We start from the raw sequence: 20,477 nt of genomic DNA on the forward strand, positions 1-20,477 counted from the left end.
CGCCTGCGTCGTAACCTGGCAATCATGAGCGAGTGTCCCCATGTAGCAGAACTGCCACGGCCAGAGCCGGTGCCGCTGAGCGAGACCTGCCCGGAGTGCCTGGCGGCGGGCAGCCACCCGGTCCAGCTGCGCCTGTGCCTGGTGTGCGGCCACGTGGGCTGCTGCGACTCGTCGCCGCTGAAACACGCGAGCTCGCACTTCCGCGAGACGGCGCACGCGGTGATGCGCAGCTTCGAGCCGGGGCAGGCGTGGCGGTGGTGTTTTGTCGACGGTTCGATCGTCTGACGCCTGGGTACGTCAACCATCCCCCGGTTCTGCGCAATTGGGCGGCGCAGACCTCTAGCCACTGTCCGTACTCATGTGCTTACCATGAGTGACAGTTATCAGCTCGGGGGTCCCGGCGACACGGCACCATGGATCGCGATAGCGTCGCCAGGCCAGTACCGGCTGCGTAATCGACTACGTACCGCATGGCCGCGGGTGCTTTCACCCACGGCCCAGAAAGAGCTTGTGCCACCTTGGAGGTGAGGGTGTCCCAGATCGCAGGCGAGCCCGGGACTCAGGACTTCGTGGAAGTCCGGCTGCCGGCTGCGGGTGCCTACCTGTCCGTGTTGCGTACGGCCACGGCCGGTCTCGCAGCGCGCTTGGACTTCACCCTCGACGAGATCGAGGATCTGCGGATCGCGGTCGACGAGGCGTGCGCGATCCTGCTCCAGCAGGCCGTTCCCGGGTCAGTCCTGAGCTGCGTGTTCCGGCTCGTCGACGACTCGCTGGAGGTGACGGTCTCGGCGCCCACGACGGACGGCCGCGCCCCGGAGCGCGACACGTTCGCCTGGACAGTGCTCTCGGCACTGGCCGGCAAGGTCGACTCCTCGGTCGCCGACGACCGTACTGTCTCCATCAGCCTGTACAAACAGCGCGGCGCGGGACCCGGGCCGGCGTGAGCAACGGAAACGGGGATGGTCCGATGCGGGAGGACGAAGAGCGTGCCCCCCGGGTGCTGAGCGCGTCGGCCGGCATCCCGGAGCAGCACGCACGGCCGCACCCGGTGGTGGACGAGCCCGACGGCCGGACGGCCTCGGCGGAGCAGGCGCGGGCAGATCAGGCGGACCGTATGAGCGAGCACGAGCACGGCCACGAGCGGCATCACCACGACGCCCACGACCGCAGCGGGGCACGGGCGATGTTCGTAGAGCTGCGCAGACTGCCCGAGGGAGCACCCGAGCGGGCGGAGCTGCGCAACCAGCTCGTGCGGATGCACCTGCCGCTCGTCGAGCATCTCGCGCGGCGCTTCCGCAACCGCGGCGAGCCGCTGGACGACCTCACGCAGGTCGCCACGATCGGGCTGATCAAGTCGGTGGACCGGTTCGACCCGGAGCGCGGCGTCGAGTTCTCGACGTACGCGACCCCGACGGTGGTGGGCGAGATCAAGCGCCACTTCCGCGACAAGGGCTGGGCGGTGCGGGTGCCGCGCCGGCTCCAGGAGCTGCGGCTCGCCCTGACCACGGCGACGGCGGAGCTCTCCCAGCAGCACGGCCGCTCGCCGACGGTCCACGAGCTGGCCGAGCGCCTGGGCATCTCGGAGGAGGAGGTCCTGGAGGGCCTGGAGTCCGCGAACGCGTACTCCACGCTGTCCCTGGACGTCCCCGACACGGACGACGAGTCGCCCGCGGTGGCGGACACGCTCGGCGCGGAGGACGAGGCGCTGGAGGGCGTCGAGTACCGCGAGTCGCTGAAGCCGCTGCTGGAGGACCTGCCGCCGCGGGAGAAGCGCATCCTGCTGCTCCGCTTCTTCGGCAACATGACGCAGTCGCAGATCGCGCAGGAGGTCGGCATCTCGCAGATGCACGTCTCCCGGCTGCTGGCCCGGACGCTGGCGCAGCTGCGGGAGAAACTGCTCGTCGAGGAGTAACGGAGCGGGCCGTGCCCACGGGCGCGGCCCGCGCGGTACGCGTCAGTCGCGGGCCACGCCGATGCCCAGCGCCCGGGCCGTGGTCGGGTTGACCAGCAGCACCAGGCCCGTCACGGCCACCGCCGCCAGCACGATGCCCAGCGGGATCAGGGCGCCCGAGGCGCGCAGCAGGGTCCAGGCGGGGATGAGGGCGATCAGCTGGGTGATGATCGCGGGGCCGCGGCTCCACGAGCGCCGGCGCAGCAGCCCGCAGGCCGCCAGCAGCGGGATCACAGCGAGTGCGATCAGTGTCACACCGCCGGTCTCGGCCTGCGAGGGGCTGTCGGGCCGGCCCAGCAGGCCCATCACGAGCATGTAGACGCCTCCGGCGGCGAGCGCCAGCCCCTCGGCGGCGCACACGGCGGCTGCGGCCGTCAGGCGGGCGGGGCGGGGAGTGGTGTCGTCACTGCTCACCCCTGCAGGGTAGCCGTCGCCCCGCACCCGGGGCTGGGCCAGGTACCCCCCGGTAGGTACGCTGCATCGCATGCGCGCACTTCTCGTGGTCAATCCGGCAGCAACCACCACCAGTGCCCGCACACGCGACGTGCTGATCCACGCGCTCGCGAGCGAGATGAAGCTCGAGGCGGTGACCACCGAGTACCGCGGGCACGCCCGTGACCTCGGCCGCCGGGCCGCAGAGTCCGACGACATCGATCTCGTCGTGGCGCTCGGCGGCGACGGCACGGTCAACGAGGTCGTGAACGGTCTGCTGCACAACGGCCCCCATCCCGAGGGCCTGCCCCGCCTCGCCGTCGTGCCCGGCGGCTCCACGAACGTCTTCGCCCGGGCCCTCGGCCTGCCGAACGACGCGGTCGAGGCGACGGGCGCGATCCTGGACGCCCTGCGCGACCGGACCGAGCGGACGGTCGGTCTGGGCCTGGCCGCCGGCACGCCGGGGACCGAGGACGAGGGGGTGCCGCAGCGCTGGTTCACCTTCTGCGCCGGGTTCGGGTTCGACGCGGGTGTCGTCGGCCGGGTCGAACAGCAGAGGGAACGCGGCAGACGCTCCACGCACGCGCTCTACATCCGCCAGGTGCTGCGCCAGTTCCTCGACGAGCCGCACCGCCGGCACGGCACGATCACGCTGGAGCAGCCCGGGACGGACCCGGTGACGGACCTGGTGCTGTCCATAGTCTGCAACACCTCCCCCTGGACCTACCTGGGCAATCGTCCGGTGTACGCGTCCCCGAAGGCCTCCTTCGACACCGCTCTGGACGTGCTCGGGCTCTCGAGGCTCTCGACACCGGCCGTGGCCCGCTACGCGACCCAGCTGCTGACGTCGAGCCCCGAGCGCGGCCCGCACGGCAAGCACGCCGTCACGCTCCATGATCAAACGGACTTCACCTTGCATTCCAAGGTCCCGCTGCCCTTCCAGATGGACGGTGACCACCTGGGGCTGCGCACAAGCGTGACGTTCACAGGCGTTCGCCGTGCACTGCGTGTGATTGTGTGAGCGGAACGCGCAAAAGTCCTTTATCTCGAACGTATGGGCTGCCATCCACCCCATAGAAGTACGGCTGTGACCTAGTCGACACCGAGGAATCAAAAAAAACTTTCCGGAAGGGGTTGTATCCGCCGCCGAGGTTTGCGAATCTCTACATGGCGATCGGGACGGCCCGCAACAACGGCCCCACAGACCGCCGGAACCCCTCCACGAATCCAGGACCCAGCGCCGGGCAACTGGCGATCGGCCCTTCCCTTGCGGGGGGATTCGTGAAAGCGTTCACATTCACAAGCAACCCGCATGTCATGTCAAGGAGAGGTAGCAGCCATGGACTGGCGTCACAACGCCGTTTGCCGCGAGGAAGACCCCGAGCTCTTCTTCCCCATCGGCAACACCGGTCCTGCGCTGCTGCAGATCGAGGAAGCCAAGGCCGTCTGCCGCCGCTGCCCCGTCATGGAGCAGTGTCTGCAGTGGGCGCTCGAGTCCGGCCAGGACTCCGGCGTCTGGGGTGGCCTCAGCGAGGACGAGCGTCGCGCCATGAAGCGCCGTGCCGCTCGCAACCGGGCGCGTAACGCCAGCGCCTGACGCCCCCTGCTACGAGCCTGAGCCGGCGGCGCGTGCAGCGAGCACGCACTCACCGCCTTCGAGCCGCAGCGCGCAGTACCCCCCGATGCGCATCGCGAATGCGAGCAACGAGCTTCGAGCCCCGGACCGTGTGACATGGTCCGGGGCTCTTCGCTGTGCACAGCGCTAGCGCTTGTCGGGTACGGGGATGTCGAGGACGACGCGGGTGCCGCGGGACGGCTCGGGGACCGGCACCATGTCGAAGCTGCCGCCCAGCTCGCCCTCGACCAGGGTCCGCACGATCTGCAGTCCCAGATTGCCCGCGCTCTTGGGGTCGAAGCCCTCGGGCAGACCCCGGCCGTCGTCCTGGACGGTGATCAGCAGTCGGGCCTTCTCCGCGCGGCTGTCGCCGCGGACCGCCGACACCTCGACCGAGCCGTGCTCGCCCGGCGCGAAGGCGTGTTCCAGGGCGTTCTGCAGGACCTCGGTGAGCACCATGGACAGCGGGGTCGCGGTCTCGGCGTCGAGGATGCCGAAGCGGCCGGTGCGCCGGCAGTCGACCTTGCCCGGGGAGATCTCGGCGACCATCGCGATCACCCGGTCGGCGATCTCGTCGAACTGGACGCGCTCATCCAGATTCTGGGACAGCGTCTCATGGACGATGGCGATCGAACCGACGCGCCGGACCGCCTCGTTGAGTGCCTCGCGGCCACGCACGGAGTCCATGCGCCGGGCCTGGAGGCGCAGCAGGGCGGCCACCGTCTGGAGGTTGTTCTTCACCCGGTGGTGGATCTCCCGGATGGTCGCGTCCTTGGTGATCAACTCCCGCTCGCGGCGCCGCAGTTCCGTGACGTCCCGCAGGAGGACCAGGGAACCGATGCGTACGCCCTTGGGCTTGAGCGGGATGGCGCGCAGCTGGATGACGCCGCCGTTGCCCTCGATCTCGAACTCGCGGGGCGCGTAGCCGCTGGCCAGTTTGACCAGCGCCTCGTCGACGGGGCCGCGGGAGGGGGCCAGTTCGGCGGTGATCTGGCCGAGGTGCTGCCCGACGAGGTCGGAGGCGAGACCGAGCCGGTGGTAGGCGGACAGGCCGTTGGGGCTCGCGTACTGGACGACTCCGTCGGCGTCGAGGCGGATCAGACCGTCGCCCACGCGCGGCGAGGCGTCCATCTCGACCTGCTCGCCGGGGTAGGGGAAGGCACCGGCCGCGATCATCTGGGCGAGGTCGGAGGCGGACTGGAGGTAGGTGAGCTCCAGGCGCGAGGGCGTGCGCACGGTGAGCAGGTTGGTGTTGCGGGCGATGACGCCGAGGACGCGGCCCTCCCGGCGCACCGGGATCGACTCGACCCGTACGGGCACCTCCTCGCGCCACTCCGGGTCGCCCTCGCGCACGATCCGGCCCTCGTCGAGCGCGGCGTCGAGCAGGGGCCGGCGGCCGCGGGGCACGAGGTGGCCGACCATGTCGTCCTGGTAGGAGGTCGGGCCCGTGTTGGGCCGCATCTGGGCGACGGACACGTAGCGGGTGCCGTCGCGGGTGGGGACCCACAGGACGAGGTCGGCGAAGGACAGGTCGGAGAGCAGCTGCCACTCCGAGACCAGCAGATGGAGCCACTCGAGGTCGGACTCACTCAGAGCGGTGTGCTGGCGGACGAGATCGTTCATGGAGGGCACGTCTGCGAGGGTACCCGCGGGCCGCGGCGCCGTGACGGGACCCTCAACCCGTCCGGCACCGCAGCCCGGAGTTGCCCGGCCGGCAGGTGTGCGGTCCCGCTCGGCCGTGTGGAGGTCTCGGCGCAGTCAGGGCAGAGAGCGCCGGGGACCTCGTTCCACCCTCCTGTGCGGGGAGGGCGGACGCTTGTGTCAGTTCATTCTGGACTAGACCACTAGGGCTGTCCATGCACCAGCCGAGTTTAGTTCCCGCGCCATACTTATGCACCGGTCAAAAGGGACGGCCTGCGGATCAGCGCGTTTCCGTGACCTTCGCCGGCGCCCGGGGCGCGTCCGGGTCCTGCCCTCGGGCGATCGTCACCGCGTACGCCATCAGCTGGAGCGGCAGGATCTCCAGGATCGGCTGCAACTCCTCCGGGACGCCCTCCGTGGGCAGCACGAACCCCGCGGACGCCGCCTCCACCTGGGGGCCGGGCCCACCACGAAGAGGTCCGCGCCGCGGCCGCGCAGCCGGTCGAGCACCGGCTGGAGCGCCTCGCCGCCCTTGCCGCTGGTGACCACGGCGATGACCGGGGAGACGTTGTCGACCATCGCCGGCGGTCCGTGCAGCAGGTCGGCGCCGGAGTACGCCGGCGCCGGGATGTAGCTCGTCTCCATGAGCTTGAGCGCCGCCTCCTTCGCCGTGGGGTAGCCGTATCCCCGGGACGTGATCACCATGGGCTCGGCGAAGCGGTAGCGGGCCGCCAGGGCGCGGATCTCGTCCTGACGGCCGAGGATCTGCGCGGCGAGCTCCGGCAGCGCCCCGGCCGCAGACACTCCCCCGGCCTCCGGCCGGGGGCGCCCCTCGCCTCCGCGCAGGCCCTCGACGAACAGGTAGAGGGCCAGCAGCGAGGCGATGTACGTCTTGGTGGCCGGCAGCGCCCTCTCCGGGCCCGCCATGATGTCGATGTGGTACTCGGAGACCGCCGCGAGCGGCGAGTCCGGGTTGTTGGTCACGGCGAGCGTGATGGCGCCCGCCTCCCGGGCCGCCTTGGTGGACGCCACCAGGTCCGGCGAGCCGCCGGACTGGCTGACGGTGACGACCAGCACGTCGGTGAGATCGGGCCGGGCGCCGTAGGCGGTCGTGGTGGACATGGAGGTCAGCCCGCACGGCAGGCCGAGCCGGATCTCCAGCAGGTACTTGGCGTACAGCGCCGCGTTGTCGGACGTGCCGCGGGCGGTCAGCAGCACGAAGCGCGGCTTGCGGGCCGCTACCCGTGCCGCCACCTCGCCGATCCGCGGCGCGCCCTCGTCGAGGATGCGCCGCAGGACCGCGGGCTGCTGTGCCATCTCGCCGGACATGATCCGGCCCGGGTGCTCGTGCTCGCTGTGCTCGGCCGAAGTCGTGGCGGACATTGCCGGGTGCCTCCATCGGGGCGGTCCAGGTGCCGGCCGCCGGAGCTCCCGGCGCTCGCCCGGCACAGCACGGTCCCGCTGCGGTCAGATCCCGGCGGCCCTGCCGGTGATGACCTCAGCGGCGGCGCGTCCGCAGACGCGGGCCGCGCCATGGGTCGCGATGTGCACGGCCCCCCTCGGCGGTGCCGCGTCGACGCCCATCTCGACCACGACCGTGTCGGGGCGGGCCTCGATCAGGGCGTCCAGGGCGGCAGCCATCCAGGGATGGCGGTGGACGTCGCGCACCACGGCGACGATCCTACGGTCCGCCGCAGCGGCCAGCACATCTGCCACCAAAGCGGATGTTCCGACCTCGCTCGTGCAGGTACCGGTCGTGGTGCCGGGCAGCAGCGCGGACAGTTCGGCCGCGACGCCCCAGGGTGTGTCGTCCCCGACGGCGATGTTGGCGACCGGCGTGAAGGCGGCGATGTGGGGGGCGGCGGTGACCGGCCCGCAGGGCCGCTCCCCGACGGTGACCCGCACCGCGCGCCGCGCGGCGACGAGGCCGATCTCCGTGCCGGAGCCGGGCGCGGTCCCCTCCTGTGAAGCCGCGCCCGGCTCTGCTGCAGCCCCCCTGGCCCGGCGCGTCCAGTCGGCGAGGGCGCGCACGCGCGCCGCCGCGTCGGCCAGCCGCTCCTCGGGCAGGTCGCCGTCCCGTACCGCCGTGACGAGCGCGTCGCGCAGTCGCAGTACGGTCTCCTCGTCGGCCAGGCCGCCGCCGACGCAGATCGCGTCGGCTCCGGCGGCGATCGCGAGGACCGAGCCGCGCTCGATGCCGTACGTGGACGAGATGGCCTGCATCTCCATGCCGTCCGTGACGATCAGGCCCTGGTAGCCCAGCTCTTCGCGCAGCAGACCGGTGAGGATCTGCGGGCTCAGGGTCGCGGGACGGTTGGGGTCGAGCGCGGACAGCAGGATATGCGCGCTCATCACCGCTTTGGAACCCGCCGCGATCGCCGCGCGGAAAGGCACCAGCTCACGGGCGCGCAGTGTGGCGAGGTCCACATCGATCCGGGGCAGCGCGTGGTGCGAATCGACGTTGGTGTCGCCGTGTCCGGGGAAGTGCTTCGTGCACGCGGCGACTCCGGCGGACTGGAGTCCCTCGATGTACGCCACGGTGTGCCGGGCGGCGAGTTCCGTCCCGGCGCCGAAGGACCGTACGCCGATGACCGGGTTGTCCGGGTTCGAGTTGATGTCGGCGGACGGCGCCCAGTTGAGGTCGACGCCGCACTCGGCGAGCCGCCGGCCCAGCTCACGGGCCACGGCCCGGGTCAGGTCCACGTCGTCCACCGAGCCGAGCGCGTAGTTGCCGGGGAAGGAGGAACCGGTGCGGACCTCCAGCCGGGTGACGTCACCGCCCTCCTCGTCGATGGCGACGAGGACGTCGTCGCGTTCGGCCCGCAACCGGGCGGTGAGGGCGGCCAGCTGACCGGGCGTCGCGATGTTGCGGCCGAACAGTCCGACGGAGGACAGCCCTTCGCCGATCCGGCGCAGCAGCCAGTCCGGCGCGGTGGTGCCGGTGAAGCCCGGCTGGAGGACGGTGAGGGCGTCGCGGGTGAGGGTGTCGGATGATCCCCGTACGAGAGTCGTCATGAGGCGGCGTTATCCCTTCACTGCGCCCGAGGTGAGTCCCGCCGCCATCTTCTTCTGGATGACCATGAAGAAGGCCACGACGGGAATGGCGATGAGCGTCGAGGCGGCCATCAGCGCGCCGTAGTCCACACCGCGCGAGGTGGTGAAGTTCGCCAGCCACACGTTGAGGGTGTACTTGTCGTTGTCCTGCAGCACGATGTAGGCGAGCAGGTACTCGTTCCAGGCATTGATCAGCGAGTAGATGGACGCGGCGGCCAGTCCCGGCGCGAGCAGCGGGAAGACGACCCGCCAGAAGGCGCCCATCTGGCTGCAGCCGTCGACCATCGCGGACTCCTCCAGCTCCTTGGGGATGTTGATCACGAAGCCGCGGATCATCCAGGTCGCGAACGGCAGCGTGGAGACGAGGTAGATGACGATGACGCCCCAGTACTCGTTCAGCGCGCCCAGGTCGTTGAGCTGGAGGTAGATCGGGATGAGCATGGCCGTCGGCGGCAGCAGCTGGACCAGGATCAGCACGATCATGAAGAGTCTGCGGCCGGCGAACCGGAAGCGGCCGATGGCGTACGCCGCGATGGTCGCCATCACCATCGCGCCGACGACCGCGGTGACGCAGATGATGAGGCTGGACTGGACGGCGGTGCCGAAGTCGGCCTGGTCCATGGCACGGCCGAAGTTGTCGAAGGTGACCGACGACGGCCACAGGGTCTGGTCGTAGCTGCGGATCTCGGCGTTCGGGCGCAGGGCACTGATGATCAGCCAGTACACCGGGAAGATCATGACCACGAAGGTCAGCAGCCCGACGGCGTTGTAGACGTGCCTGCTCTTCTTCTTGCGGTCGGGGCGGATGGCCTTCGGGGCGGAGCTGAGGGCGCTCACTCGACCTCTCCGATCTTGAGCAGCTGGCGCAGGTAGTAGACGGCCACGCCGGACAGCAGGAGCACCGTGATCAGGGAGATCGCGGCGCCCTGGCTGAAGGAGTTGGACTCGAAGGCCTTGTTGAAGGCGTAGAGGCCGAGCACCTCGTACTCGGGCTCGGGCTTGGTGCCGCGCATCAGCCAGACCTGGCCGAGGACGTTGAAGTCCCAGATGACGGACAGTGTGGCCACCATCTGGAACACCGGCTTGATGACCGGGAAGATCACGTAGCGGAAGTTGCCGAACGCGCCCACGCCGTCGATGGACGCGGCCTCCTCCAGCTCCCTGGGGACCTGGGTGAGCGCGGCGTACAGCGTGATGGCGACGAAGGGGATCGCGCCCCAGACCACCACGGCGCCGATGACGAGGAAGCCCTGCTTGTGGTCGAGGAACCAGTTGTGGCCCTGGAAGTCCAGTCCCAGGTACTTCGACAGGACCATGTTGGCGACGCCGTAGTCCGAGTCGGCGAACCAGCGGAAGATCGAGGCCGCCACCATCAGCGGGATGGACCAGGCGGCGATCAGCGCCGCGGTCAGCAGCAGCCGCGCCCAGGTGGACATGCGCTGCATCATCAGCGAGATCGCGAGGCCGGCCGCGAGCGTGGTGACGACACAGGCGGCCATGAACACGACGGTGAGGACGACCGAGTCCCAGAAGGCGCCGTCCCGGAAGATGTCGGTGAACTGCTGGAAGCCGACCCAGGGGGCCGGCTCGCCGGTCCACAGCTCCTTGCGGCCGACGTCCTGGAAGGACATGACCGCCGTCTTGACCAGCGGCCACACGAAGACCGCGGCGATCGCGAGGATGGTCGGGCCGATGAGCAGGTACGGCAGCAGCGCACCGGCCTTGCGGGGCCTGGGCGCCTGCCCCTTCGGCTGCTGGGTGCCGGGCCCCTCGGGGTGCCGCGCTACGGGCACCACCGGGTCGGCTGCTTTCATGTCGGCGGCACTCATGGGTGCTGAGCCTTCCGTTCGGACGTACGGGCCGGGAGGTACCGGAGTGCGGGGGCGGTGCGCGTGCCGAGGCACGGTCCGCCGCCCCCGCCGCTGGTCGACGCGGTGAGAAGTCCGGAGTCAGGACTGCTCGTTGATCAGCTTGTCGATCTCCTCGTCGGCCTTCTTGGTGGCTTCCTCGACCGGCGTGCCCTTGATGATGTCCAGCAGCATCAGCTCCAGGACCTCCTTCTTCTCGATCGCGGCCCAGCCCGGCGCGATCGGGGTGAACCAGGCGTCCGGCACCGCATTGGCGATCGGAGCGGTCTCCGGCTTGGCCTTCAGCGGCTCCAGCTGCTTGGTGTTGTTCGGCAGGATGTTCTTGGAGGCCAGCACCTCCTGCGACTTGGCGCCGGTGAACATCGAGATCCACTCCTCGCCGAGGTCCTGGACCTTGGACTTGGAGATGGTGGCGAGGTCGGAGCCGCCGATGAAGGAGGGGAGCGCCTTGCCGTTCGGGCCGGGCATTCCCGCGGTGAGGATCTTGTCCTTGAGCTTGGCGTTGCCGTTGCCCGCCGGGTCGGTGACGCTGCCGGCCTCCCAGCCGTTGCCGTACAGCAGCGCGGCCTTCTCGTTGGCCATGACGTTGGCGTGGTCCTGTTCGTCCTTGGTCTTGTCGCCGTGGTTGTACTTGTCGACCAGGTCGACGAAGTGCTTGATGCCCTTCTGCGCCTCGGGCGTGGACAGAGCGGACTTCCACTCCTTCGTGCCCTCGTCGTAGGTGGCGATCTCGCCCCCGTACGCGGCGACGTAGGACATGGCGGCGTACCAGTAGCGGCCGGGCAGGTAGAGCGGCGAGAACGCCTTGTCCTTGCCGTACTTCTCCTGGACCTTGTCCAGGGCGGCCGTCAGCTCGGCCTCGGTGGTGGGCAGGGTCTCGACGCCCGCGCCCGCCTTGAACATGTCCTTGTTGTAGATGGCCACGCGCGCACCGGCGTAGTACGGCACGCAGTACTGCTTGCCCTCGTAGGAGCAGGTGTCCTTGAGGCCGCCGATCCAGGTGTCCGCGTTCTCGTACTTCTTCGGGTCGATCTCGCCGAGCGCCCCGTTGAGGATGTACGTCATGGTCTCGGTGTTGCCGAGCTCGACGACGTCCGGGAACTTGTCGCCGGAGAGCGCCGCGTCGAGCTTCTTGGTCTTGTCCGCCCACTGCTGGTACTGGACGTTGACCTTCACGCCCGGGTACTTGGCGTTGAACCGGTCATTGACGTCCTTCACCAGCTCGGGCCACGTGGACTGCGCGTCGACCATCAGCCAGACGGTCAGCGTCTCCTTGCGGTCCTTCGGATTCTTGGCCGCCTCGCCGCCGCCGTCCGAACCGCACGCCGCGACCGAGGCCATCATGGCCGCCACACCCACCGCTGCTACGAGATTGCGCTTCACGCCACCCTCCTCAAGGGATGCAAGAGTCCCCCCCACCACCCGGGAGTCGCGCAGCACTTGACAATGGCGCGCCGGATTCTGCCCTGGGGCCGGGATCTGATCTTTAATGGTTTAGACCAGTACCGGGAGCTTGGCCTAGACCTTTGGGGGTGTCAAGGGTGTATAAGAAGGGCAGTCGCGTCCGTTATCGGACCGACACCTGAGGGAGGGCGACGACCCGCGAGCGGTCCGTGCCACCATGTGAGCCGCTACAGACGGAGGAGCCGGTGACGGCAGGAGCGCAGCAGTCGGGAAGGCGGGTCATGACCACGGACGGGGCCGGCACCGAAGCCGAGAGCGGGGCAGCAGGCGCCCGTACCGCGCGCGTGCCCAAGTACTACCGGCTGAAGCGGCACTTGCTCGACATGACCGAGACACTGCCGCCCGGGACTCCGGTGCCGCCGGAGCGCACGCTCGCCGCCGAGTTCGACACCTCGCGCACGACCGTGCGGCAGGCGCTCCAGGAACTCGTCGTGGAAGGCCGGCTGGAGCGCATCCAGGGCAAGGGCACGTTCGTCGCCAAGCCCAAGGTCTCCCAGGCGCTGCAGCTCACCTCGTACACCGAGGACATGCGGGCACAGGGCCTGGAGCCCACGTCCCAGCTGCTGGACATCGGATACGTCACAGCCGACGACACGCTGGCGGAGCTGCTCGACATCTCGACGGGCGGGCGGGTCCTGCGGATCGAGCGCCTGCGGCTGGCCAGCGGCGAGCCCATGGCCATCGAGACCACGCACCTCTCGGCCAAGCGCTTCCCCGCGCTGCGGCGGTCGCTCGTCAAGTACACCTCGCTCTACACCGCCCTCGCGGAGGTGTACGACGTCCATCTCGCCGAGGCCGAGGAGACGATCGAGACGTCTCTCGCCACCCCGCGCGAGGCGGGGCTGCTCGGCACGGACGTCGGCCTGCCGATGCTGATGCTCTCGCGCCACTCGCTCGACGCCCAGGGCGAACCGGTGGAGTGGGTCCGCTCGGTGTACCGCGGGGACCGCTACAAGTTCGTCGCTCGGCTCCAGCGGCCGAAGGACTGAGACACGCGCCCCGGAGCCGTACGTCCCCCACCTGACAGGGTGTCCGGCATGGCGTCGCAGCGTGTTGCGACGCCATGTCATGTTTTGCGCAGCCGTGGCGCGAAGTCGTTGCCGTACCGATATGCGGACCGGGGGTGACGGGACTCGAACGGCTCGCCTAGATTTCCTGCGCACTACAACAGGTGACCAGTGAGGGGACGGAGCCGCATGTCAGCAGTGCCCGAGGCACCGGACGCGCCTGAAGCGCCCGAAGCGAAACAACCGGTCGTCACACCGGTGCGCGTGATCATCGCCCTCTGTCTCTTCGCACCCTTCGTGGCGATGCTCTGGGTCGGCTCCTACGCGAAGGTCGAGCCGACGTTCATCGGCATGCCGTTCTTCTACTGGTACCAGATGCTCTGGGTCGTGGTGTCGACGGCGCTGACGATGATCGCCTACAAGCTGTGGCAGCGTGACCAGCGCGCCCGCAAGGGAGGTGCCTCCCGATGAAGGACGGCGTGAACGGCGTCGCACTCGGCGTCTTCATCTTCTTCTTCCTGGCCGTGACGGTCATGGGCTTCCTGGCCGCCCGCTGGCGCAAGGCCGAGAACGAGCACAGCCTCGACGAATGGGGCCTGGGCGGCAGATCGTTCGGCACCTGGGTGACCTGGTTCCTGCTGGGCGGCGACCTGTACACCGCATACACCTTCGTCGCCGTGCCGGCGGCCATCTACGCGGCGGGCGCGGCCGGCTTCTTCGCCGTGCCGTACACGATCCTCGTCTACCCGCTGATCTTCACCTTCCTGCCGCGCCTGTGGTCGGTGTCGCACAAGCACGGGTACGTGACGACTGCCGACTTCGTCCGCGGACGTTTCGGTTCCAAGGGCCTGTCCCTGGCGGTCGCGTTCACCGGCCTCCTCGCCACGATGCCGTACATCGCGCTCCAGTTGGTCGGCATCCAGGCCGTGCTCGACGTCATGGGCGTCGGCGGTGGCGAGAACACCAACTGGTTCATCAAGGACCTGCCGCTGCTGATCGCCTTCGGTGTGCTCGCGGCCTACACGTACTCCTCCGGACTGCGTGCGCCGGCGCTGATCGCCTTCGTCAAGGACACCCTGATCTACATCGTCATCGCGGTGGCGATCATCTACATCCCGATCAAGCTCGGCGGCTTCGACGCGATCTTCTCCGCCGCCGGAGAGAAGTTCTCGCAGATCAACCCGGCCACGGACAAGCCCGTCGGCGCCCTGGTACCCGGCGAGATGGGCCAGTGGGGCTACGCCACCCTGGCCCTGGGCTCGGCGCTCGCGCTCTTCATGTACCCGCACTCCATCACGGCGACGCTGTCCTCGCGCAGCCGTGAGGTGATCCGCCGCAACACCACGATCCTGCCGCTGTACTCGCTGATGCTGGGCCTGCTGGCCCTGCTCGGCTTCATGGCCATCGCGGCGGGCGTGAAGGTCACCAACGGTCAGCTGGCCATCCCGCAGCTGTTCGAGAACATGTTCCCGGACTGGTTCGCGGGCGTCGCCTTCGCGGCGATCGGCATCGGCGCGCTGGTCCCCGCGGCCATCATGTCCATCGCCGCGGCCAACCTGTTCACCCGGAACATCTACAAGGACTTCCTCAAGCCCGACGCGACCCCGGCGCAGGAGACCAAGGTCTCCAAGCTGGTCTCGCTGCTGGTCAAGGTCGGCGCCCTGGCCTTCGTCCTCACCATGGACAAGACCGTGGCGATCAACTTCCAGCTGCTGGGCGGCATCTGGATCCTGCAGACGTTCCCGGCCCTGGTGGGCGGCCTGTTCACCCGCTGGTTCCACCGCTGGGCGCTCATCGCCGGCTGGGCGGTCGGCATGATCTACGGCACGGTGGCCGCCTACGGCGTGGCGAGCCCGACACAGAAGCACTTCGGCGGCTCGTCGGCCGAGATCCCCGGCATCGGCGAGATCGGCTACATCGGCCTCACCGCGTTCGTGCTGAACCTCGTCGTCACCGTGGTGCTCACCTTCGTCCTGAAGGCGGCCAAGGCCCCGGACGGCGTCGACGAGACCAGCCCGTCCGACTACACGGCGGACGCGGGCGACCCGGGCGTCGAGGTGGAACTGCCGCCGGCCACGGCGGGCGCCCCCGGCGGCCACTGACGGATCGCGTACGCAAGGGCCGTCGCATCTCCCCCCAGGGAAATGCGGCGGCCCTTCGTCGTGCTCTGATGCACACTGCCGGGCATGGACATCACGATCAGGCGGATCGAACCCGGGGAGTGCGGGGCGCTGGGGGAGCTGACCGCGCAGGCGTATCTGCGCGGCGGAATGCTCGACTTCGGCGAGGAGGACCCGTATCTGGAGGTGCTGCGGGACGTCGCGGGACGCGCCGCGCACACGGAGGTGTACGTCGCCGTGGACGGGCGGGGAACCGTGCTCGGCGGGGTGGCCTTCGTTCCCGCCGGCGGCCCGTACGCCGACCTCGCGGGTCCGGGCGAGGCCGAGTTCCGGACGCTGTCGGTGGCCGAGGAGGCCCGGGGACGCGGGGTGGGCGAGGCGCTGGTGCGGACCTGTGTCGACCGGGCCCGGGCGGTGCCCGGGTGCGTGCGCGTGGTGCTGTCGACGCAGCCGATGATGCACGCGGCGCACCGGATATACGCCCGGCTGGGCTTCGTACGCACCCCCGAGCGGGACTGGGCACCGGTCGAGAACGTTCCCCTGCTGACGTACGCCCTGGAGCTCTGAGCCCGCGAGACACAACATGTGGGGGCATGCGCAGCACCCCGCCCCCACATGTATGCTCATCTGGCTGTCGCCGCAGGGGAATCCGGTGCGAATCCGGAACTGTCCCGCAACGGTGTGATCCGGTGCGCTGTGCGTACCCGACAAGTCCGAGGACCTGCCGACGGTGCATCCGGCTCGACCGAACCGGGTGCCGAGACGTCCGGGCCTCGCGGTAGGGCCGGTGGACGCCGTGCCTCGTGCTGCCCGTCCGCGGGCCCGCGCCGGCATGGTCCCCGCCTCCCCCGCCGGCCCAGAGCCGAGCGAGGGAGAGCATCACATGACCATCGCGCCAGCCGATCCGGCTTCAGGCACCGCGGAGCAGACCACGGCCGGTCCCGGGGCCGGCCTGCTGCGGACCCTCACGGATCTGACGGCCGATCTGCCCGACACCGACCCCGGCAGGGTCGCCGCCGCCGCGCTGCGCGGGCGGCACGCCGGATCGGACGAGGCCGAACTGCGCTCCCTCGCCACCGATGCCGCCGCCGGTCTGATCTCCGAGGACCCGGCCTACTCCCGTCTCGCCGCCCGGCTGCTGACCCGCACGATCGCGGACGAGGCCGCCGGCCAGGGCGCCGTGTCGTTCTCGGCCTCCGTCGCGGTCGGGCATCGCGAGGGCCTGATCGCGGACCGCACCGCCGCGTTCGTGGCGCTGCACGCGGCCCGGCTCGACGCGCTCGTCGACCCGGCCGCCGACGACCGCTTCGGCTACTTCGGCCTGCGCACGCTCTACAGCCGCTACCTGCTGCGTCACCCCATCAGCCGTCAGGTCGTGGAGACGCCGCAGCACTTCATGCTGCGCGTCGCCTGCGGCCTCGCCGAGGACGACAGCGTCCGCTCGGTGGACGAGGTCGCCGACCTGTACGGCCTGATGAGCCGGCTCGACTACCTCCCCTCCTCCCCCACGCTCTTCAACTCCGGCACCCGCCACCCCCAGATGTCGTCCTGCTACCTGCTGGACTCGCCGCTCGACGAGCTCGACTCGATCTACGACCGCTACCACCAGGTCGCGCGCCTGTCCAAGCACGCGGGCGGCATCGGGCTCTCGTACTCGCGCGTCCGTGCCCGCGGTTCGCTGATCCGCGGCACCAACGGGCACTCCAACGGCATCGTCCCGTTCCTGAAGACACTCGACGCCTCGGTCGCCGCCGTGAACCAGGGCGGCCGGCGCAAGGGCGCCGCCGCGATCTACCTGGAGACCTGGCACGCCGACGTCGAGGAGTTCCTGGAGCTGCGCGACAACACCGGCGAGGACGCCCGGCGTACGCACAACCTCAACCTCGCGCACTGGATCCCCGACGAGTTCATGCGGCGCGTCGAGGCGGGCTCCGACTGGTCGCTGTTCTCGCCGGCCGACGTGCCCGAGCTCGTCGACCTGTGGGGCGAGGAGTTCGACGCCGCGTACCGCGCCGCCGAGGCCAAGGGCCTGGCCCGCAAGACCATCCCGGCGCGCGACCTGTACGGCCGCATGATGCGCACGCTCGCGCAGACCGGCAACGGCTGGATGACCTTCAAGGACGCCTCCAACCGCACCGCCAACCAGACCGCCGAGCCCGGCCACACGGTCCACTCCTCCAACCTGTGCACCGAGATCCTGGAGGTCACCGACGACGGCGAGACGGCCGTCTGCAACCTCGGCTCGGTGAACCTGGGGGCCTTCGTCGAGCAGGGAGCCGACGGCGGGTACCTCGACTGGGAGCGGCTGGACGCCACCGTCCGCACCGCGGTCACCTTCCTCGACCGGGTCGTCGACATCAACTTCTACCCGACCGAGCAGGCCGGGCGCTCCAACGCCAAGTGGCGGCCCGTGGGCCTGGGCGCGATGGGCCTCCAGGACGTCTTCTTCAAGCTGCGGCTGCCCTTCGACTCACCCGAGGCACGCGCGCTGTCCACCCGCATCGCCGAGCGCATCATGCTCGCCGCGTACGAGGCGTCCGCCGGCCTCGCCGAGCGCAGCGGCCCGCTGCCGGCATGGGACAAGACGCGCACGGCGCGCGGCGTTCTGCACCCGGACCACTACGGCGTGGAGCTGAACTGGCCCGAGCGCTGGGCCGCCCTGCGCGAGCGGATCGCCGCCGTCGGCATGCGCAACTCGCTGCTCCTCGCCATCGCGCCGACGGCGACGATCGCCTCGATCGCGGGCGTCTACGAGTGCATCGAGCCGCAGGTCTCCAACCTCTTCAAGCGCGAGACCCTGTCCGGCGAGTTCCTCCAGGTCAACTCCTACCTGGTGGACGAGCTGAAGAAGCTCGGCGTGTGGGACGCGCAGACCCGCGAGGCGCTGCGCGAGTCCAGCGGCTCGGTGCAGGACTTCACCTGGATCCCGGCCGAGGTGCGCGAGCTGTACCGGACGGCCTGGGAGATCCCGCAGCGCGGCCTGATCGACATGGCGGCGGCCCGTACGCCGTTCCTCGACCAGTCCCAGTCGCTGAACCTGTTCCTGGAGACGCCGACCATCGGCAAGCTGTCGTCGATGTACGCGTACGCCTGGAAGCAGGGCCTGAAGACGACGTACTACCTGCGCTCGCGCCCGGCGACGAGGATCGCCCGCGCCGCGCAGGCGACGATCCTCCCCCAGCCTTCGGCGGAGGTGCCCCCGGTCCAGGCGGCCGCCGGCCCCGACGCCGTCGCCTGTTCCCTCGAAAACCCCGAGTCCTGCGAGGCCTGCCAGTAATGACCGTGGAGAACAAGAACCTGCTCGACCCGGGCTTCGAACTGACCCTGCGTCCCATGCGCTACCCGGACTTCTACGAGCGCTACCGGGACGCCATCAAGAACACCTGGACGGTGGAGGAGGTCGACCTCCACTCCGACGTCGCCGACCTCGCCAAGCTGACGCCGGGCGAGCAGCACATGATCGGCCGGCTGGTCGCGTTCTTCGCGACGGGCGACTCGATCGTGGCGAACAACCTGGTGCTGACGCTCTACAAGCACATCAACTCCCCCGAGGCGCGGCTGTACCTGAGCCGTCAGCTCTTCGAGGAGGCCGTGCACGTCCAGTTCTATCTGACGCTGCTCGACACCTACCTGCCCGACCCGGACGACCGCGCCGCCGCGTTCGCCGCCGTCGAGAACATCCCCTCCATCCGCGAGAAGGCGCAGTTCTGCTTCACGTGGATGGACTCGGTCGAGAAGATCGACCGCCTGGAGACGCGGGCCGACCGCCGCCGTTTCCTGCTCAACCTGATCTGCTTCGCCGCCTGCATCGAGGGGCTGTTCTTCTACGGCGCCTTCGCCTACGTCTACTGGTTCCGCTCGCGCGGACTGCTGCACGGACTGGCGACGGGCACCAACTGGGTGTTCCGCGACGAGACGATGCACATGAACTTCGCCTTCGAGGTCGTGGACACCGTCCGCAAGGAGGAGCCGGAGCTGTTCGACGACGAGCTGCGGCAGCAGGTCACGGACATGCTGCACGAGGCCGTCGAGGCGGAGCTCCAGTTCGGCCGTGACCTGTGCGGCGACGGGCTGCCGGGCATGAACACCGAGTCGATGCGCGAGTACCTGCAGTGCGTCGCCGACCAGCGCCTGACACGACTGGGCTTCGCCCCGGTGTACGGCTCCCAGAACCCGTTCTCCTTCATGGAGTTGCAGGGCGTCCAGGAGCTGACGAACTTCTTCGAGCGGCGTCCGTCGGCGTACCAGGTCGCGGTGGAGGGATCGGTCTCCTTCGACGACGACTTCTGATCCGCACGGAAACAGGCCGCGGCCCGCACCTCGCACGGGGGAGGTGCGGGCCGCTTCCGTGGTCAGATGCCGCAGCTGGGAGCCGACCAGTAGCGGCTGCTGCGGTGGTCGACGTGCGTGTGGTCGTTGTGGCCCGGGTAGCCGGGGCCGAGGATGCCGTTGAAGCCGTGGTAACGGGCCTGCTGGGCCAGCTTGCACAGGGAGTGCGGTCCCGCGCCCAGGTCCGCGGCGTCGCCGTAGAGGTGGCGGCTGCTCGACGCGCCGCCGACCGCCTCGTTGCAGGCGTACGACCGGAAGCCGCTGGTCACGGTGATGGGCTGGTCGCCGAGCGCGTGCCGCATGGCCTCGAGCTTCCACATGGTGCGCAGGGCGTTGGACTTGGCGGTCGCGGCGCTGACCGCGCCGCCGGACCAGGTGGAGTTGCAGTCGTTGAGTTCGGCGTAGCTGAAGTGGGCGGGAGTGCAGTCGCTGTCCTGCAGCGCGTAGATCTTGCTGTACGTCGCGGGTCCGGCGACGCCGTCGGCGGCGAGGCCGTAGGCGGACTGGAAGCGCTTGACGGCTGCGGTGGTCGCCGGGCCGTAGTCGCCGTCGACGGCGAGGACGCCGCCGTAGCCGGGGTAGCCCGCCACCCTGATCTGGAGCTGGGTGACGTCCGCGCCGGACGCGCCCTGCGAGAGGGTGCGCGACCAGGTGTAGCAGTCGTCGGCCTGGGCGGTGCCGGCGGTGGCGACGACCCCCGTGAGCCCGGCAACCATGAGCATGACAATGGACAGCAGAAGCCGTGCCGTACGTCTCAGCATGAAGTCTCCCTGCGATGAGAGCCGTGAGAGCGGTCCACAGCAGAGACTGGCGGGACGGTCGACGCACGTCAACAGCCCCCGGACTGCCGTCATTTGTCGGTCCAATGACGGGCGGGTGACGCACGGGGGCCCCGCTCGCACGGCGGATTCAACAAATCGTCGCAACACGGGGTGTGTTGGGGTCGTTCGTCAGTAGCCCGGTGAAGCGCTCGGCTGGGGTGTCCCAGCCGAGCGT

The 20,477-nt window shown here is 69.7% G+C and carries 18 protein-coding genes, 1 pseudogene and 1 riboswitch; of the genes and pseudogenes, 11 read left to right on the plus strand and 8 right to left on the minus strand.

Annotation, left to right across the window (positions count from 1 at the left end; translation table 11 throughout):
• The first annotated feature begins 24 nt into the window (after nucleotides 1–24).
• The 3 genes from ACWD0A_RS26290 (at nucleotide 25) to ACWD0A_RS26300 (ending at nucleotide 1,912) form a co-directional block, all read left to right on the plus strand.
• Nucleotides 25–285, plus strand: coding sequence for a UBP-type zinc finger domain-containing protein (locus tag ACWD0A_RS26290; protein ID WP_451301950.1), 261 nt, complete (start codon nucleotides 25–27; stop codon nucleotides 283–285).
• Between the two features lie 245 nt (nucleotides 286–530).
• Nucleotides 531–944: an ATP-binding protein gene (locus tag ACWD0A_RS26295; RefSeq protein ID WP_018845530.1), complete on the plus strand. Its 414-nt coding sequence runs from the start codon at nucleotides 531–533 to the stop codon at nucleotides 942–944.
• On the plus strand, nucleotides 833–1,912 hold the full coding sequence (locus ACWD0A_RS26300; protein WP_451301974.1) for an RNA polymerase sigma factor SigF: 1,080 nt from the start codon (nucleotides 833–835) through the stop codon (nucleotides 1,910–1,912). Before ACWD0A_RS26295 ends, ACWD0A_RS26300 begins: the two co-directional genes overlap by 112 nt.
• A gap of 42 nt (nucleotides 1,913–1,954) precedes the next feature.
• Here the strand turns inward: ACWD0A_RS26300 and ACWD0A_RS26305 are convergent, their stop codons facing one another.
• Nucleotides 1,955–2,365: a hypothetical protein gene (locus ACWD0A_RS26305; RefSeq protein WP_451301952.1), complete on the minus strand. Its 411-nt coding sequence runs from the start codon at nucleotides 2,363–2,365 to the stop codon at nucleotides 1,955–1,957.
• Between the two features lie 70 nt (nucleotides 2,366–2,435).
• Here ACWD0A_RS26305 and ACWD0A_RS26310 point away from each other — a divergent pair, with 70 nt between their 5' ends.
• Both ACWD0A_RS26310 and ACWD0A_RS26315 read left to right on the plus strand, forming a co-directional pair.
• Nucleotides 2,436–3,404 (plus strand): diacylglycerol/lipid kinase family protein, encoded by a 969-nt coding sequence (locus ACWD0A_RS26310; protein WP_451301954.1) that lies wholly within the window; start codon nucleotides 2,436–2,438, stop codon nucleotides 3,402–3,404.
• A 318-nt stretch (nucleotides 3,405–3,722) separates the two neighbouring features.
• On the plus strand, nucleotides 3,723–3,980 hold the full coding sequence (locus ACWD0A_RS26315; RefSeq protein ID WP_003953983.1) for a WhiB family transcriptional regulator: 258 nt from the start codon (nucleotides 3,723–3,725) through the stop codon (nucleotides 3,978–3,980).
• A gap of 165 nt (nucleotides 3,981–4,145) precedes the next feature.
• Here ACWD0A_RS26315 and ACWD0A_RS26320 read toward each other — a convergent pair whose 3' ends face one another.
• The 6 genes and pseudogenes from ACWD0A_RS26320 to ACWD0A_RS26345 all read right to left on the minus strand — a co-directional run bounded on the left by ACWD0A_RS26320 (nucleotide 4,146) and on the right by ACWD0A_RS26345 (nucleotide 11,944).
• On the minus strand, nucleotides 4,146–5,621 hold the full coding sequence (locus tag ACWD0A_RS26320) for a sensor histidine kinase (RefSeq protein WP_307717713.1): 1,476 nt from the start codon (nucleotides 5,619–5,621) through the stop codon (nucleotides 4,146–4,148).
• 298 nt (nucleotides 5,622–5,919) lie between these two features.
• Nucleotides 5,920–7,022, minus strand: a pseudogene (locus ACWD0A_RS26325) (SIS domain-containing protein).
• A gap of 84 nt (nucleotides 7,023–7,106) precedes the next feature.
• Nucleotides 7,107–8,654, minus strand: coding sequence for a glycoside hydrolase family 3 protein (locus tag ACWD0A_RS26330; protein WP_451301956.1), 1,548 nt, complete (start codon nucleotides 8,652–8,654; stop codon nucleotides 7,107–7,109).
• A gap of 9 nt (nucleotides 8,655–8,663) precedes the next feature.
• Nucleotides 8,664–9,530, minus strand: a complete 867-nt coding sequence (locus ACWD0A_RS26335) for a carbohydrate ABC transporter permease (protein ID WP_451301958.1) — start codon at nucleotides 9,528–9,530, stop codon at nucleotides 8,664–8,666.
• Nucleotides 9,527–10,522 (minus strand): carbohydrate ABC transporter permease, encoded by a 996-nt coding sequence (locus tag ACWD0A_RS26340; RefSeq protein ID WP_451301960.1) that lies wholly within the window; start codon nucleotides 10,520–10,522, stop codon nucleotides 9,527–9,529. Before ACWD0A_RS26340 ends, ACWD0A_RS26335 begins: the two co-directional genes overlap by 4 nt.
• Nucleotides 10,523–10,642: 120 nt before the next feature.
• Entirely contained in the window at nucleotides 10,643–11,944 is a 1,302-nt protein-coding gene (locus tag ACWD0A_RS26345; protein ID WP_451301962.1) for a sugar ABC transporter substrate-binding protein, read from the minus strand.
• 302 nt (nucleotides 11,945–12,246) lie between these two features.
• Between ACWD0A_RS26345 and ACWD0A_RS26350 the strand changes: the two genes are divergently transcribed.
• The 6 genes from ACWD0A_RS26350 to ACWD0A_RS26375 all read left to right on the plus strand — a co-directional run bounded on the left by ACWD0A_RS26350 (nucleotide 12,247) and on the right by ACWD0A_RS26375 (nucleotide 19,442).
• The gene (locus tag ACWD0A_RS26350) at nucleotides 12,247–13,014 is read left to right on the plus strand and encodes a GntR family transcriptional regulator (protein ID WP_307713480.1); all 768 of its coding nucleotides are present in this window, start codon (nucleotides 12,247–12,249) and stop codon (nucleotides 13,012–13,014) included.
• A 207-nt stretch (nucleotides 13,015–13,221) separates the two neighbouring features.
• The gene (locus ACWD0A_RS26355; protein ID WP_307713481.1) at nucleotides 13,222–13,503 is read left to right on the plus strand and encodes a DUF3311 domain-containing protein; all 282 of its coding nucleotides are present in this window, start codon (nucleotides 13,222–13,224) and stop codon (nucleotides 13,501–13,503) included.
• Nucleotides 13,500–15,134, plus strand: a complete 1,635-nt coding sequence (gene mctP / locus ACWD0A_RS26360; RefSeq protein ID WP_451301964.1) for a monocarboxylate uptake permease MctP — start codon at nucleotides 13,500–13,502, stop codon at nucleotides 15,132–15,134. The genes ACWD0A_RS26355 and mctP overlap by 4 nt, the downstream gene beginning before the upstream one ends.
• A gap of 84 nt (nucleotides 15,135–15,218) precedes the next feature.
• On the plus strand, nucleotides 15,219–15,719 hold the full coding sequence (locus ACWD0A_RS26365; protein WP_451301966.1) for a GNAT family N-acetyltransferase: 501 nt from the start codon (nucleotides 15,219–15,221) through the stop codon (nucleotides 15,717–15,719).
• Between the two features lie 44 nt (nucleotides 15,720–15,763).
• Nucleotides 15,764–15,895: riboswitch (cobalamin riboswitch) on the plus strand.
• A 140-nt stretch (nucleotides 15,896–16,035) separates the two neighbouring features.
• Complete coding sequence (locus tag ACWD0A_RS26370; protein WP_451301968.1) at nucleotides 16,036–18,429, plus strand: ribonucleoside-diphosphate reductase subunit alpha; 2,394 nt, start codon at nucleotides 16,036–16,038, stop codon at nucleotides 18,427–18,429.
• Entirely contained in the window at nucleotides 18,429–19,442 is a 1,014-nt protein-coding gene (locus ACWD0A_RS26375; protein WP_451301970.1) for a ribonucleotide-diphosphate reductase subunit beta, read from the plus strand. Before ACWD0A_RS26370 ends, ACWD0A_RS26375 begins: the two co-directional genes overlap by 1 nt.
• 62 nt (nucleotides 19,443–19,504) lie before the next feature.
• Here ACWD0A_RS26375 and ACWD0A_RS26380 read toward each other — a convergent pair whose 3' ends face one another.
• Nucleotides 19,505–20,242: a D-Ala-D-Ala carboxypeptidase family metallohydrolase gene (locus tag ACWD0A_RS26380; RefSeq protein WP_307713486.1), complete on the minus strand. Its 738-nt coding sequence runs from the start codon at nucleotides 20,240–20,242 to the stop codon at nucleotides 19,505–19,507.
• Nucleotides 20,243–20,477: the final 235 nt, after the last annotated feature.

The organism is Streptomyces sp. NPDC002867, from assembly GCF_053591895.1.